Annotated in this window: 15 protein-coding genes; 6 read left to right on the top strand and 9 right to left on the bottom strand. The window is 49.1% G+C overall.

All coding sequences use genetic code 11. From position 1 onward, the window contains the following. The first annotated feature begins 330 nt into the window (after positions 1–330). Both HHL17_RS16250 and HHL17_RS16245 read left to right on the top strand, forming a co-directional pair. The gene (locus HHL17_RS16250) at positions 331–1,452 is read left to right on the top strand and encodes a lipid II:glycine glycyltransferase FemX (RefSeq protein ID WP_169225733.1); all 1,122 of its coding nucleotides are present in this window, start codon (positions 331–333) and stop codon (positions 1,450–1,452) included. A 167-nt stretch (positions 1,453–1,619) separates the two neighbouring features. Further along, positions 1,620–2,375 carry an XRE family transcriptional regulator gene (locus HHL17_RS16245; RefSeq protein ID WP_169225732.1) on the top strand — a complete coding sequence of 252 codons (756 nt, stop codon included), beginning with the start codon at positions 1,620–1,622 and terminating at the stop codon, positions 2,373–2,375. Between the two features lie 189 nt (positions 2,376–2,564). Here the strand turns inward: HHL17_RS16245 and HHL17_RS16240 are convergent, their stop codons facing one another. From HHL17_RS16240 to HHL17_RS16225, 4 genes are all read right to left on the bottom strand, one after another. After that, positions 2,565–3,089, bottom strand: a complete 525-nt coding sequence (locus HHL17_RS16240; RefSeq protein ID WP_169225731.1) for a DUF4402 domain-containing protein — start codon at positions 3,087–3,089, stop codon at positions 2,565–2,567. 86 nt (positions 3,090–3,175) lie between these two features. Further along, a complete protein-coding gene (locus HHL17_RS16235) occupies positions 3,176–5,806 on the bottom strand; it encodes a carboxypeptidase-like regulatory domain-containing protein (RefSeq protein ID WP_169225730.1) in 2,631 nt (876 codons plus the stop codon). Between the two features lie 28 nt (positions 5,807–5,834). After that, the gene (locus HHL17_RS16230; protein WP_169225729.1) at positions 5,835–6,311 is read right to left on the bottom strand and encodes a DUF4402 domain-containing protein; all 477 of its coding nucleotides are present in this window, start codon (positions 6,309–6,311) and stop codon (positions 5,835–5,837) included. Between the two features lie 48 nt (positions 6,312–6,359). Beyond that, the gene (locus HHL17_RS16225) at positions 6,360–7,247 is read right to left on the bottom strand and encodes a fimbrial biogenesis chaperone (protein ID WP_206156001.1); all 888 of its coding nucleotides are present in this window, start codon (positions 7,245–7,247) and stop codon (positions 6,360–6,362) included. A 147-nt stretch (positions 7,248–7,394) separates the two neighbouring features. On the opposite strand from HHL17_RS16225, the gene HHL17_RS16220 reads away from it, so the two are divergent. After that, entirely contained in the window at positions 7,395–7,658 is a 264-nt protein-coding gene (locus tag HHL17_RS16220; protein ID WP_169225727.1) for a hypothetical protein, read from the top strand. Positions 7,659–8,153: 495 nt separating this feature from the next. Here the strand turns inward: HHL17_RS16220 and HHL17_RS16215 are convergent, their stop codons facing one another. After that, positions 8,154–8,549 carry a hypothetical protein gene (locus tag HHL17_RS16215; protein WP_169225726.1) on the bottom strand — a complete coding sequence of 132 codons (396 nt, stop codon included), beginning with the start codon at positions 8,547–8,549 and terminating at the stop codon, positions 8,154–8,156. A 38-nt stretch (positions 8,550–8,587) separates the two neighbouring features. Beyond that, positions 8,588–9,346: a hypothetical protein gene (locus tag HHL17_RS16210; protein WP_169225725.1), complete on the bottom strand. Its 759-nt coding sequence runs from the start codon at positions 9,344–9,346 to the stop codon at positions 8,588–8,590. A gap of 176 nt (positions 9,347–9,522) precedes the next feature. Here HHL17_RS16210 and HHL17_RS16205 point away from each other — a divergent pair, with 176 nt between their 5' ends. Genes HHL17_RS16205 through HHL17_RS16195 form a run of 3 tightly spaced genes read left to right on the top strand, consistent with a single transcriptional unit; the run spans position 9,523 to position 11,232 of the window. Then, positions 9,523–9,867, top strand: a complete 345-nt coding sequence (locus HHL17_RS16205) for an ArsR/SmtB family transcription factor (protein ID WP_169225724.1) — start codon at positions 9,523–9,525, stop codon at positions 9,865–9,867. Next, complete coding sequence (locus HHL17_RS16200) at positions 9,851–10,351, top strand: SRPBCC family protein (RefSeq protein ID WP_169225723.1); 501 nt, start codon at positions 9,851–9,853, stop codon at positions 10,349–10,351. Before HHL17_RS16205 ends, HHL17_RS16200 begins: the two co-directional genes overlap by 17 nt. Before the next feature lie 23 nt (positions 10,352–10,374). Then, positions 10,375–11,232: an alpha/beta fold hydrolase gene (locus HHL17_RS16195; RefSeq protein WP_169225722.1), complete on the top strand. Its 858-nt coding sequence runs from the start codon at positions 10,375–10,377 to the stop codon at positions 11,230–11,232. Positions 11,233–11,271: 39 nt separating this feature from the next. Here the strand turns inward: HHL17_RS16195 and HHL17_RS16190 are convergent, their stop codons facing one another. Genes HHL17_RS16190 through HHL17_RS16180 form a run of 3 tightly spaced genes read right to left on the bottom strand, consistent with a single transcriptional unit; the run spans position 11,272 to position 14,196 of the window. Further along, on the bottom strand, positions 11,272–11,778 hold the full coding sequence (locus HHL17_RS16190) for an SRPBCC family protein (RefSeq protein WP_169225721.1): 507 nt from the start codon (positions 11,776–11,778) through the stop codon (positions 11,272–11,274). A 28-nt stretch (positions 11,779–11,806) separates the two neighbouring features. Then, a complete protein-coding gene (locus HHL17_RS16185) occupies positions 11,807–12,973 on the bottom strand; it encodes a peroxiredoxin family protein (protein ID WP_240975400.1) in 1,167 nt (388 codons plus the stop codon). 20 nt (positions 12,974–12,993) lie between these two features. After that, the gene (locus HHL17_RS16180; RefSeq protein ID WP_169225720.1) at positions 12,994–14,196 is read right to left on the bottom strand and encodes a TlpA disulfide reductase family protein; all 1,203 of its coding nucleotides are present in this window, start codon (positions 14,194–14,196) and stop codon (positions 12,994–12,996) included. Positions 14,197–14,205 lie beyond the last annotated feature (9 nt).

Genomic DNA, 14,205 nt, shown 5'->3' with positions numbered 1-14,205 from the left:
CCAGGGCTTCAGCCCTGGGATCCTCGATGTATGCCCCGGGAATTTCCGTATCTTTGCCTCCGTCATGTTACAGTTTTTATCATACAACACAAAGCAACACCGCACGCTTTCCGCTTCTGTAGCGGAAATAGCTGCTGCTATCTCCTTCGGTTGCTTCTGTAAAAAGCTGTATTTCATTTCCAATTTCAAGGACTTCCATATACAAACCCCGGGCTGTTGATCTAACGGCCGTATACCGGGGACCCCGTACTTATAGCGTTATTTTTTATTCGTTTCATTTCCGGCAGGAAGTGAAGCGGTTTCTTTTTTTACATCCAACCGTGATGCATCATGTATATTGACATTTGCAAAAAAGAGATCAGGCAGGTAAACAAGACAGCTATTCTACAGCAGACCGCCTACTGGTCGGAGGTGAAAAGCCGCCAGGGCTGGACAACCTGCGCCTTTGATTTTAAAGTACAGCAGCAGGCATTGTTTGCCGGTGCTGCGGAACACAGTTATGTGGAGAGTGACGTGCTGGTGATCCTGCGGCAGATCAGCGACGAGCACTATATCGCGTATGTGCCCTACGGACCGGAGATAGAGCCGGACACTGACTGTCAGGGTGTTTTCCTCGAAGAACTGTCGGAGTGCCTGCGGCCTCTCCTGCCAGCGCAATGTATTATGATACGTTACGACCTGGCGTGGCAGTCGCACTGGTCAGGTGAAGCACAATACTTCGATGAAAACGGCAGCTGGCTGGGCCCTCCGGCCAAACAAATGCAGGAGCTGCGTTTCAACTACAGCACCCGCAGCCGGGCACTGAAGAAGTCCAACACAGACATCCTGCCTTCCAACACTATTTTTATGGATTTGAAGAAAGATGACCAGCTGTTGCTCGATCGAATGAAAACCAAGACCCGGTACAACATTCAGCTGGCTGGGCGTAAAGGCGTGCAGGTAAAAGCCGCCGGGCTGGAGAACATCGATACATGGTATAACCTCTACGCACAAACGTGCGCACGCAATGGCATTGTGCAGGAAGATATCGGCTACTTCAGGACCGTCCTCACCGCCCGGGCCAATAACAGCACCTCTCCTGCCGATGTGGAGATGTTGCTGGCCGAGGCTGACGGTATTCCGCTGGCGGCCATGTTCCTCGTGGTGGCGGGCCACCGTGGCACTTATCTTTATGGTGCCTCCGCTGATACGCACCGGAACTACATGGGCACCTATATGCTGCAATGGGAAGCCATGCGGCGGGCTAAACGTAAAGGCTGTACGGAGTATGATTTTTTCGGCGTGTCCCCTACCCCTGATCCACAGCATCCGTTATACGGCCTGTACAAATTCAAAAATGGTTTCGGCGGAGAGCTGTTCCATCGCATGGGTTGCTGGGACTATCCCCTGCAGGAAGCCCCTTATGCAGCTTATACCGCCGCGGAACTGTACAGCAAAGGATACCACCGATGATCAATTACGAATGACGAATTACGAATTCAGGGTTCTTTATCGGGAAATTACTAGGTAACCTTTCCAAAAACGACTTCTCCATTCGTAATTCGTCATTTGTAATTCGTAATTGACTACATTTGTCTTCATTTGTTATAAATATAGTTTATTTTAAATATAATCGGGACATGATGAAGAAGCCGACTTTCTGGGGAGAGAACCTGAGGATATTACGCACGCGGAAAAAGCTCTCACAGCAGCATCTGGCCGATCTGCTGGGTATCAACAGAAACAAAATTACAGCGCAGGAAAGCGGCAAAACACGGAATCCGCGGCTGGAAGACCTGGTACTGATCTCTGATTTTTTCCGGGTAGATCTGGACACGTTTATTAAAAATGATCTGCAACAAGCCACAGAAGAACAACTGCTGGAGCTGGAAGCCGGCAACACGGTGGATTTAACGGGCAGGCATATACGCATTCTGCCGATCACGGTAGATCAGGATAATGAAGAAAATATGGAGTACGTACCGGCACGCGCCAGGGCGGGCTATCGCAGCGGCCATGCAGATCCGGAGTTCATCGCCGGCCTGCCGAAGTTCTCCCTGCCTGAACTGCCTCGCGGCAAAACCATCCGCATGTTCCCTATCTCCGGCGATTCCATGCATCCCATCCCCGATGGCAGCCATATCATCGCCCAGTACCTGGAAGACTGGTCACATCTGAAAGACAATACGGCCTGCGTACTGGTACTGAAAGGCGGAGAAGAAGATATTATCTTCAAACTGGTTAACAGCCGCATCAAACAAAACGGCACACTGCTGCTGCGTTCCATCAACGAGGAATACGCCGACTTTGAAGTACCCATCAATGAAGTAGCGGAAATCTGGACCTTTATCGGCTATCTGAGCAAACAATTGCCGGAAGTGACAGCCATGCAATAATGATATAGATGACTTCCCGGAGTAGCGCCCGGGAGCCTCCCCCATCTGGAAGAAGTTTTACAGTTACAGCGGACATTTTCTTCTCCCCAAAAGCTGACTGCGCAAAGCACAGATCTAAAATAGCAATAAAAATAAAGAGGCTGCCCTGTATGCAGGACAACCCCTTGTTCTAGCAACCGCAACAATTGCTTAGTTATAGTTCACAGTAACCGGGAACGGAATATTTGTAGTGTACAGGCCAGAAGGCTGATTAGGACCTACAAACAAAGTAGCTCCTACGTTCAGTGCCTGAGAACCGCCAGTTAATACACCACCAGTGATCACGGAAGGTGAGCTGGTGAAGGCAGCTGCCAGCATGAATGCACCTGGAAGTGTAGTATGATTCAATACTACAGGGATCAGCGGCAGTGTGATGGCGTAAGTAAAACCACTTTCGCCTGTCACGGAAAAGATGGCGGGGGTAACAGTACCAGTAGTAGACAGGGTGGAAACACCGCCTGTTGTGGTACGAACACCGGCTGGGCTGAGTTTCAGCGTACCAGGTATCGGAGATGAAGCCAGAATACCGAAGTTCAGGTCCAGGGTTTTTACAATGGCGATGGGAGTGATGACAGTAGCAGATGCATTGGCTGTTGCGGTAGCTGATGTTTGGGCAACTGCTTTGCCGGCGAAGATAGCTGAAATGATAACCATTAATGATAACACCTTTTTCATAAAATTTGGGTTTTAAAAAATGAAAAATAAATAAGTGATTAATAAATAAGTGATTAATAAAAACGTTTTGGGGTCAATTCAATTAACTATTTGGGAGGGTTAGAGGATAGAATCGAAATAAGTTTGAACGTCAGTCCGTCAACGACATCGCCATCCGGATTTCGTTTAATGGTAACGGTTATTTCAGCGGGTTGGGCTGTCATATGCAGGCGCTGCAGCTGCGCCGCGTCCAGGCTTAGGGTATAGGTACCCGGACGAAGGCCAAGGTAGCTGAAATAACCGTCGGGTTCCGTGAGCACGGAGGCAACTGTGTGACAGTCGGTATCCAGTACATTTATCCGGATACGGGACATGCCTTGTTTTTGGGTATTCCTGACCATACCGGCTACTTCACCGGAAACGGTCACAGGTATTTCAACCGGTTTAAACTGATTGGGCAGCGCGGTAACCCCGATGGCGGTATGTTTCAGCTGCCACGCTACGGAGCTGAGACCATCAGGATTTAAGCGTATCAGGTATTTACGGTAAGGTTCCAGGTTAAAGACACGGTAAAGGGTATCCTGTTGGTCGAATACGGACAATCCTCCGTTGATCTGTATAGAAAGCCCGTCCAGCTTGGGTTCACCGGCATCTCTTTTACCATTGCCGTTGATGTCGAGGAAAGCCAGTACCGTCAGTTGCGCACGTCCCACACTACCCAGGTTGCTGGTCATCAGGTAGTGACTTTCCCGGTCGTAGAGCAGGCTGCCGCCTGCTGAAGCGGTGATCGATGAATTGCGGCCTGCTATCATCGCACTCATTCCCGCTTTAGCGAACTTAAAATCATAACGAAGGGTAATGCCACCGATAAACTGCTGGTAGATAAAATCCCTTTCGAAAGATAGTCTTACATAGGTGCGTTCCCTGATGTTGCGCTCCAGCTCCACGCGGGCGTTGGAAAACTGGTGACTGTCATAGGAATATTGCACCCGGGGCATGACAAACATATTGGAGAAGAGCCGGTACGTTTGTGATAAGGTGCTGTAAGCCACTGGCGGCGCATCTTCCCTGAAATTACAGAACGTGGTGACATTCGTATTCACGCGGCCTATGGTACCGGAGGTGATCCACTCTACCGTGGTGTATTTCACCAGCGGGATAGAAGGCGCCGTCGGATTTTTTTCTATCACGGGGGTCTGTTCTGCCGGCGGCATGGTGATCTGATCTACCGTCAACCGGGAAAACAGGGAAAAATTGGGTTTTCGTATAGGCAGCATGACTGACACCTTGCGTTCTTCCTGGTAATTATATTTCACCGCTTGCTGGCCGCGTTTGTAACGCAGGTACTGCGCTTCTACTTCCATTTCAAAAGGCAACCGCCAGAAAAGGGAGGCTTTGCTTCTCACGTCATAAGCATATTCACCGCTGAAGATCAGTTTGTCGGTCAACCGCCAGGCGGCGTGCACGAAAGGAATGGGTTTCCCGCCGGGAATGGATGAAAGATATTCTGTGCCGGCGCCCACAGTGATACGTTTGGTGATACCGTAATGAACGGCGCCCATAGCGTAACGGCTGTTTTGTCCGTCGAGGATGATACCACTTGTCAGCGTATATTCCATTTCGCCGGCAGGCAGGAAATTGAACGGCACCATAATTTCCCGCTGTTCGGTGCGTACCTCACCAAAGGGGCCATAGAAACGAAGGGTAACGGTAGTGTTGCCATAAATAATGGGTACGTTGAAGGCAAAGAAACCGGAAGCATCTGCCTGCTGGTAGTCCACCAGTTCATGATTGATGTACAGTTCTACTTTCCAGCCAGGTGTAGTGATGTCGGTCAACCGGTAGGTACCGAAGGCAGTCCTGTTGGTCGTGGGTGCATTGGTAAACTGCACACCTGCCAAAGGATACAATACAGAGGCGATCGCCATGTTATTGATTTTGCCTACGGTAACCTGCCGTAACAATGGATGTTCATTGTTCACATAATGCCACATGAATTGCTGATTGCGTATGTCAAAATTTCCATCTATATAATTCATTTGCAGGTTGGTTTCGCCACCGGCCATTTGTCCGCCGAGCGAGAGGTTGAGGTTCACGTTGGTGGCCTCCCGCTGCCTGGTGGTCATCATTGACCAGTCGGCAGCATTGATGCTGAAAGCACTGGCTTTTCTACGGATAATAGTATCCGCTTTCTCCTCTCCTTTCAACCGGTTAATATTATCACGAAGCTTTTGTTGTTTCATTTCACGGACAATCGGTAGCTCCCGTTTAGTCGTCACCGCTACATACAGATCGCGGAAGTGGAAAACACAGTTCACCCCGAACACATCAGCCCAGCTGGCGGAGCGGAGATAGAATCCCGCAGGCGTGCAGATAAGTTTTTGAGCGTCCATGGTGAATGTTTTTTTATTGTATGTAATGGTATGTGTCGATTTATCTATGATGTACTTGTCGTCCGGGCCGATGATAAATCCTGACAGGGTATCAGCCTGGGGGGACAAGGTATTTTTAACTTGCAGGAAATCGAACAGGTCACTCACCGACAGGTAAACATCCTGGTTACGGATAATGGTGGATATCTCAGCGTTTCCCAATTCCTGCATCCACACAGTCACTACCAGTTCTTCATCTGAGCCGGGGCTTTGTGCTTTGCATCTGCCCGTAGTTCCGGTGATGGCGCACGCGATGCAGAGCGCGCCGAACAGAACGGACATGAGCATATCGTGAAGGTTTTTCATGGTTCATGGTTTCTCATAGTTTGCAGGGTTACTCGCCTGCTAAAAAAGTGATGAAAACCTGTCCGTTGTATTTTCCTGAAGCTGTTTGTCCGGGTTTGTTGATTGTTAATGTCCCACCGATATGGATGCTGGTCCGGGGTGTTTTGGTGATGAAGGGCATCACCGGGTCAGAGCCTTTGATCCGCAATAACATGGTGTTGCCGTTACTACCTTTCAGCAGGGAGTTGGTTTCCAGGATGGCGATCCTGCTGCCAACGGGCGCGTCCAGTTCTATCACTGCCGGCGAAGCTATGGTTCCTTTTCCGATGGGTATCACATCTCCGGTGGTGGTAGTGGCGCCATCAGCGTTGACGGTGATGGTGCCGCCACTTTGACCAGTACTGAAGGTGCCAAAACTGAGTTGCTGAACGATGGTGGGCGTTACCTGTGCCACCGCGGGCAGACAATGCAGCAGACATAAGATGCCCGTCACAGCCCACCCTGCAGGGTGCTGTATAAAATGCATACACATGATCGGGTAATTGCTAAGGGGTTAAACAATCGTCTGTTTATCTCAGCGTAGAACTATTTCCTGTTTAGCCAGGGTGACCGGTTTGCCGGAAGCCGTTTCGTAGTTGACTTCGAGCCGGCCCTGATGATAATTGAGCTTAGCCGTGTTGTCGAGATCTATCTTGACTTTTCTTTTTGGCAGCGGTGTATATACCGCCACTCCTTTCACCGCCGCGGCACGCGTTCGCTGACCTGACGGCGAGATATAGTCGATCGTCAGATCGCCGTAGGCCGACATATTGCCGCTGCGGTTCAGCGCAAACATCACCTGTGGTTGTTTCGGGTCTTTGAAATCCATGTCCATGTCAGAGATAACAACGGAAGTGGAATCGGGGCCCACACGGATGATAACAGGTACAGTGACACCAAATACAGGGACCAGTTTGACTTCCAGCTTACTGGTGTCTTTTGGTCGCATTGGCGGTGTTTCACCGGCAGGTAAGGGAGCAGGAACAGCCCTGAAATAAACATGAGATCTGTACTCGCCGGGAGGTAGGCTACCAGTGTTGATGACCTGTAGCTTCACGGCTTGTGATTCTTTGGGTGCAATGGTAACGGTACGGGGAAAAATGCGGAGGTTAGCGCTTGCGAAGCTTTGTCCTGAATCCGGTTGTTCGATGTTTTCGAAAGAACCGTCTTCTTTCATTCTGATCTGGACGAAAGATACCTGGTAGGTAGCCGTGTCTGCGCCGGTATTAGCGAGACCGAGGTCCTGCGTTCTTTTGGAACCATCAAATACCACTCGTTTCGGATAGATCATCAGGTTTCCCTGCGCATGCACAATCACCGTGTGCAGTAACAAAAAGGAAAGGGTAAATGCGGTGGCAAAGACTATCTCATATCTCCGCTGCACGCGCAGGGTTAGCCGCTTCATAAGCATGGTTGCATACATCTTTCAAAAATTTTTGGGTTGCATGGTAGGGATACCAAAGGCCTGCACCCAGGTGAAGTACAGGACCTTTTGGTTTTAAGCCGGAATTGCCGATCAGTTACTTTTTGCGGTTACCCGTCACCTGTTCCATCAACAATTTCAGCGTTTATGATCCTTCGTTCCCAGAAAGCGGAAATCCTGCGTGTAACATCCGGAGCCGGCTTCACAACACCAGCTGTCCCTGAAGGCGCCGTGTCACCAAAACCTATGTTACCATTAGTCCGCGAACATCGTACAGGTGCCGCCACTATTGCGGATGCGTCAGCTGTAACCGTTGTCAGCGATGCCTGCGCGAAGACCTTACAGGCCCACGAGACCGCGACAGGCAAAGTCACGGAGAGGATCTTCTCTTTCATAAGAAGTCAGATTTAAAATAATAAGCTAATCTTTAAGAACGGAAAATAAGCAGAGTGCGGCCAGGGATAAGCGCTACACTTCCTTACACACGAAGCATACATACATAACAATCACATGCACTCGATACATCTAATCTGTATTCCCAACAGACACCAACGGATAATACTGATAACAGTAACCGCAGCGAAGGGATATTTTTCTTGGAAAACCTATGGAATTGATATTTCAGGATATAGCCAATCTCAGTATAAGTATAAGTATTCTGGGGTACAATATTAATCAAATATTTTGGGACAACTTTGGGACAACTAGAAAAACAGACTGTTTGGATAAGTGAAGCGAAGATAATTAAGATTCTGATTCCTCCAAATTTTTTTTCAAAAAAAGTAACAAGATTAACAAATTTCACCAGCAAACCACCCTCAAACAAGCCACCACAGACCATTACAGGCCAACAAATAAAATAAACCTATAATTAGTTTTCCTGACTATTATATAAAATATCATTTTTTATAGATTGATTGGTTCATCCAGTTTTTCACGTATAATCGTTTCCGTTACACCGGCACAACGTGCCATTACTGCTATCACCTGCGCTTCTGTCACTGCTGTGCCGGTGTATTGCAACGTGGCCTCCAGCAACGTTCGCCAGGTAGCAAAGGGCTGCGGAAATTCCTTGCCATTAAATTCGATGCCCAGCTCGTCCTCCATCTCGAATAATAGTTCCACGAAACCCGCGTACCAGACATTCTCCGCCTGCACCTTGCGCATACGCTCCACTTCTTCCGGCGGATTTGATTTCACCAACCCACACTCCCGGCAACGGACTTCCGGCTGACACATGTCCCATGCCTTGTAATAATTTTTGGCGCCACACTGCGGACAAATATGTAACCACGGTCCCATCTTCTGTTTTTATTTTACGCGAAGATAAGTTAAAAACATCAGGCGGTGGGCTCTTCCAGCACCCAGCCTTCTTCCATAAAAGGCGCAATAGAAGGATGCAACGCCAGCACTTCATTATTTGCCGGCCGTACAATATCGTCTTTCAGTACCCGTTTACCAGCCTTCTTACTGATCCACCAGGCAGCAGCACCACCGATGATGCCCATCACGATCATGGCTTTCATGAAATAACCCGCCAGTAAAAATGCCGCCCATACGCCTATGAACACTAAGCCCACACGGCCCTCCTCTTTGCTGTGAAATCCGGTACAACGCTCACAACGCGGTACTTCCACTTTCATCTTTTTAAACTTCACCTGCCGGGCCGACCGCTCATACTCCTGGTACAACGGCTGGAAAATACTGCTCTTGCGGTCGTGCGGAGCAGCGGCACAAAAATGACAGATATCAATGCCCACATGTTGCTTATACAAATCGGCCATCTGCTTTTCGTATACCCATACCTGTTTGCGTTTCTCTACGGAGATATTCAGCGCCAACGCCCAGGTGACAGCCTGTATGGCACTGTTCAAATCCCGGTCCGTATTCCAGGCTACCTGCGCAAAGTCGCACAGCACCGTGGCAATGGCATCTTTGGCTTCTTCATTGCCGTCCAGTTCCTGGTTGAGCTGATCTGTAAAAAGGTAACGTTTCATCGCGGCAACCGCTTCCCGGGCAAGGATGGTACGCTGCGCCGTTTGTTCCATAGCAGTATGTATACTGGGCGCTACCGGATGGTACAGGGCTAATTGGCTCATAGGAATAATATAGGTATATAGGATTTATTGATGCGATAAAAATAGTAAAAGCAGTGATCACTTCCGATTTTTTTGATTTGCGCTTTTTGATTTTGGGGAGATATAAAAAATCTCCTGAAAATTATTTTGTAAGCATTTACTTACATTTGCTATATTTGTAAGCAAATACTTACATAATGGAGAAACGAAGGGATATCTATCAGGCCATAGCAGACCCCACCCGGCGGGAAATCATCTCGCTGATAGCCCGGCAGTCGATGAACCTGAACGCTATAGCAGACAACTTCGACGCCAGCAGGCCGGCCATCTCCCAGCATATTAAAGTACTGACTGAATGTGGGCTGGTCATTATCCGGCAACAGGGCCGGGAACGTTTCTGCGAACTGAAAATAGACAAACTGAAAGAGGTGACTTCATGGGTGGAAGAATGCAACAAATACTGGAACGCCACCATCGACTCCATGGAGGATTATTTACAGCAATTACAAACTAAAAATAAAAAACATGGCAAACAGCAATAATCAGGATACGTTCATTTCCCGTATCATCAACGCGCCACAGGAACTGGTTTTTGAAGCATGGACCAGGGAAGAACATCTTCAGCATTGGTACGCACCGAAAGGCTGCACGGTCCACTTTGCCCATGTCGATATCCGCCCCGGCGGCGGCTTCCTCTCCTGCATCCGCAATCCGGACGGCCCTTATAAGGACTGCTGGTGCAAAACCACCTTCCTGGAAATCACGAAGCCGGAGAAAATCGTCTGCACACTACAGGTGGCAGATGCCAACGGACGCCCCATCACTTCCCGGGAAGCAGGCATGGACCCTGACTGGCCGGATGAAACCATCCTGACCGTGACATTCACGCCGGAGGGTGACAAAACCCTGTTCACTTTACACCAGACGGTCAACACGGTATTGGCTAAACGAACAGGCGCCTACCCAAGCTGGATACAGATGCTCGACATCCTCGAAGCACACCTGCAACCGGCAGGCACCCGCTAATCAACCAACACAAAAACAGATATATGCTAAAATGTATTTTTCTGGCCATGGCCATCAGCAGCGCCATGCCCGGAACGGGCACTCCTTTGCCCCAAACCGCCGTACAAACGGATACGACCAGTGCCTACGCGACGGTCAACGGTATTAAAATGTATTATGAAATACATGGCAGCGGCAGCCCGCTGGTATTGATCCACGGCGGCGGCTCCACCATCCGCAGCACTTTCAGCCAGGTGCTCAATGATTTTGCACAACATCACCAGGTGATAGCCGTTGAGCTGCAAGGGCACGGGCATACAGAAGCACGCCCCGGTCCTACTACCTTCGAACAAGACGCCGATGATGTGGCAGCCCTGTTAAAAACACTGCACATCCAACAGGCAGATATCCTGGGCTTTAGCAACGGCGGCTGTACGGCGCTCCAGATCGGCGTCCGTCATCCGGAAATGGTACGCCGCATTGTAGCCATTTCCTCCTTCTACAAAAGAGAAGGCCTGCCTCCAATGTTTTGGGACATGATGAAAAAAGCCCACCTCAGCGATATGCCACAACCCTTTAAAGACGCATTTCTCGCCGTCCGCAATGACCCTAAAGCATTGCAGACCATGTTCAACCAGGACAATGGCCGGATGCTGGCTTTTAAAGACTGGCCCGATGATATGATCCGCTCCATCAAAGTACCTACACTCGTATTGATCAGCGATCAGGATGCCATAACGCCGGAACATGCCACCGCTATGTACCGGTTGCTGCCTAAAGGCCGCCTCGTGATATTGCCAGGTCAACATGGAGAATTCCTGGGCGATGTGCTGACAGCCAAACACCACAGCCACACACCACAAATGGCGGTAGCCATGATAGACGACTTTCTGAACGAATAATAAAAAAGCCGGGTCCATCACCCGGCTTTTCTCTCTTTTCTATTCCAGCATCTTCTTCAGTCCTGTCTCGTAATTGGCTATCTCTGCGGAGAGGCTTTCTACCAGCGGCTTTCGGCCGGCTTTATCACCTTCCAGGATAATGCTCCAGCGTACGACGGACACATCGTCATTGTCCGGCATCGATTCTACCAGCGCGGTCACAATCGCTTTGCTAATGCCTGCGGGCAAAGGGTCTTGTACATGAAACACAAAGAACTTGTATTGATCATGTATCTGTTCAATTTCGTCCGTACGTTTACGGCCATCACTAAAGGTCAGATCACGGTACTTTGTATCGTGATCTGTCCGGACATTCACCTCACGCACCATGCCGTTGGAATATTCTTTTACCTGCGGCAAGTCACGGATCACACGCCATATTTTCACCGTCGTGCTTTTGATCTGCGTCTCGTGAGTATAATCCGGGATGATCTTTTTAGCCGCCTGCATCTGGGCCATGGACATGCTGCTCCAGCAGATGCCTAACAATAATAACAATCGCTTCATAACGCTTCTTTACAGTTTTATTTTAACACTATTTACCAAATATCTCTTCCAGTTTCTTCGTCAGTTCTTCCCCGCGCAGGTTTACCGCCACAATTTTACCTTCCTTATCGATCAGGAAATTGCTGGGTACCGCACGGATATTGTATTCTTTTGCCACCTCGTTTTTCCAGCCTTTCAGGTCGCTGACATGCTCCCAGGTAAGACCGTCATCTTTAATGGCTTTTACCCACGCATCTTTTTTATCGTCCAGCGATACGGCCAGTATCTCCAGCCCTTTGCTGTGGTACTTTTCGTAGTTGTCCAGTACATTGGGGTTTTCTGCTCTGCAGGGACCGCACCAGCTGGCCCAGAAATCGAGCAGCACGTATTTGCCCCGATAGTCTTTCAGTTGCACAGCTTTTCCGCTGACGTTGTTCTGTGTGAAGTTCATGGCCGCAGCACCGATAGCGGTTTTAAGGGCAATCTCTTCCGCCTTCACCAGGTCTGTTTGTTTTCGTTTAGCCTCTTCGAGATAGGGGTATTTTTTTACCAGTTTAGCCAGTTCCGTATTGATCAGCGCTTTGTCTCTCCGCGGATGCAGGTAATCGAGCGCATACAGCAGCACCGGTGTGTTGGGGTACATTTTGATGAGCAGCTTTACCCGCTCGCCCATATCATCACCCAGCCAGTCGTATTGGTCCTGCATCACACGCACTAACGCCGTGTCTTTCGCCAGGGAAGCCTGATATTGCAATTTGCCGTTCTGGATCATCTGTTGGTAATTACGGTACGTAATAAAATTCACCTGGTTGATCAGGTTATTTTCTTCGCTGCCGAGGATGTACACATACGGTGGGTTTTTGATCTTCATCGCTGCGGTGTCTTCTCCTCTGAAATCGATCTGAAGATTGTCTTTGTTGGCCCAGATGGTCAGCCGGTCTTCTTCGAATTCGTTCAGGATATAGAACTGTGGCCGGGTAGCATCTACTTTGATGCTATAGGACCCATCCGGTTTAAGGCGGATAGTATCGATGGTAATGCGGTCATCTCCATCCTGTTTTTGTACCCGGAAAGGAAATTTCTCCTGTTGCTCTTTTGACGGGGGAAATTTTATTTTCCCACTGACAGTGATGTACTTTTTTGTCTGCGCTGCCACCGGCAGTGCGATGGTAGCGGCGAGCAGGGCCAACAACCAGGAACGTTGATTTTTTCTCATGTGGATGGTTTGTGATATTACTATTGCATAGGTGTCATGGGCATAGCCGGTATAACCTTTCCGTCTGTTTGGGGTTTATCTGCTGCTTTTTTCACGGCAGCACCAAAGAGGGAGACCAGCTTTTTTTCAATATTACCATTACCAGTATCATCAAATCCTATTTCTTTCATCAGAATTTTTCCTTCAGGAGAAATCAGGTAGGTGGTAGGCACGCCGGTAATAGCAAAACCGCTGCCGGCAATATTGATATTGTCCAGGGATTGCAGCCAGGGATTGTTCTCCTCCCCTACAGCCTTTAACCAGTCAGCTTTGCTTTTATCGATAGAGATACTGTAGATAACAAAGTTTTGATCTTTGTATTGCTGGTATACTTCACGCATATGCGGGAAAGACTTACGGCAGGGCGAGCACCAGCTGGCCCAGAAATCGATCAACACATATTTACCTTTCAGGCTGCTGAAGGAGACCATATTACCCAGCGGATCCGGCAGGTTGAAATCCTTTACCTGCTTACCGATAGCGGAATTACGGATACCGTCGGTAAACTGATGAAATTCCTTTGCCTGCGCCGATGCCTTCATTTCTTTGGACAACATAGCGTATAGCCGGTCCTGTTGTTCCACGGTAGCCATCTGGCGGGCATCGCTCAGGCTGAAGGCTGACGCATAAGAATTCGGATGTTCTTTCACCAGTTTCTCCAGCAATGGCAGCAGGTGCTGCTTTTGCAGTTCTTCCTGTCTTTTCCGGAAAGCTTCATACTGCGGGTCATTTTCCTGTAGCCATGGTTTACCGAATTCCTTTTGCAGCGTGGTGCTGATGGTTTTCCAGGCAGCAGACTTCTCCCTGCCATAGGCCTCATACAACTCCGGTGCTTCGGAACCTTTTACCGTGGAGGCATTCATGCCTTTAGTGATATCGCTGGTAACGGTATAGGTAGCAGGTTTGTCCATCAGCACGCCGTAAGGCACATACATCTGGCGTTCCGCCTGTACATATTGCGGCAGTATCATCATGAATACCGGGCCGTCGAAAGGAATTTTAAAAGTGTAATGCCCGTTTTCAATGACCGCAGAGTCTTTGTAGGTACGGGTATAGATATACATTTTGTTGTGTCCTTTCAGGTCTCCGGAGATGTCGCCCTGTAGGGTGATTTCTTTTCCGGACTGCGCCAGGCAGCCGAGTGCCAGGCAGGCCCCTGAAAGGGTGGTGATGATTTTCTTCATGGTTTATCG

It is taken from the genome of Chitinophaga fulva (assembly GCF_012927205.1).
GTDB classification, from domain to species: Bacteria; Bacteroidota; Bacteroidia; order Chitinophagales; family Chitinophagaceae; genus Chitinophaga; species Chitinophaga fulva.
This window is presented reverse-complemented; position numbering and strand designations above follow the sequence as displayed.

Excerpts from the sequence above, each read along its gene's own strand:
- HHL17_RS16250 (WP_169225733.1), top strand. The coding sequence starts at position 331 with ATGTATATTGACATTTGCAAAAAAGAGATCAGGCAGGTAAACAAGACA.
- HHL17_RS16245 (WP_169225732.1), top strand. The coding sequence starts at position 1,620 with ATGATGAAGAAGCCGACTTTCTGGGGAGAGAACCTGAGGATATTACGC.
- HHL17_RS16240 (WP_169225731.1), bottom strand. The coding sequence starts at position 3,089 with ATGAAAAAGGTGTTATCATTAATGGTTATCATTTCAGCTATCTTCGCC.
- HHL17_RS16235 (WP_169225730.1), bottom strand. The coding sequence starts at position 5,806 with ATGAAAAACCTTCACGATATGCTCATGTCCGTTCTGTTCGGCGCGCTC.
- HHL17_RS16230 (WP_169225729.1), bottom strand. The coding sequence starts at position 6,311 with ATGCATTTTATACAGCACCCTGCAGGGTGGGCTGTGACGGGCATCTTA.
- HHL17_RS16225 (WP_206156001.1), bottom strand. The coding sequence starts at position 7,247 with ATGTATGCAACCATGCTTATGAAGCGGCTAACCCTGCGCGTGCAGCGG.
- HHL17_RS16220 (WP_169225727.1), top strand. The coding sequence starts at position 7,395 with ATGATCCTTCGTTCCCAGAAAGCGGAAATCCTGCGTGTAACATCCGGA.
- HHL17_RS16215 (WP_169225726.1), bottom strand. The coding sequence starts at position 8,549 with ATGGGACCGTGGTTACATATTTGTCCGCAGTGTGGCGCCAAAAATTAT.
- HHL17_RS16210 (WP_169225725.1), bottom strand. The coding sequence starts at position 9,346 with ATGAGCCAATTAGCCCTGTACCATCCGGTAGCGCCCAGTATACATACT.
- HHL17_RS16205 (WP_169225724.1), top strand. The coding sequence starts at position 9,523 with ATGGAGAAACGAAGGGATATCTATCAGGCCATAGCAGACCCCACCCGG.
- HHL17_RS16200 (WP_169225723.1), top strand. The coding sequence starts at position 9,851 with ATGGCAAACAGCAATAATCAGGATACGTTCATTTCCCGTATCATCAAC.
- HHL17_RS16195 (WP_169225722.1), top strand. The coding sequence starts at position 10,375 with ATGCTAAAATGTATTTTTCTGGCCATGGCCATCAGCAGCGCCATGCCC.
- HHL17_RS16190 (WP_169225721.1), bottom strand. The coding sequence starts at position 11,778 with ATGAAGCGATTGTTATTATTGTTAGGCATCTGCTGGAGCAGCATGTCC.
- HHL17_RS16185 (WP_240975400.1), bottom strand. The coding sequence starts at position 12,973 with ATGAGAAAAAATCAACGTTCCTGGTTGTTGGCCCTGCTCGCCGCTACC.
- HHL17_RS16180 (WP_169225720.1), bottom strand. The coding sequence starts at position 14,196 with ATGAAGAAAATCATCACCACCCTTTCAGGGGCCTGCCTGGCACTCGGC.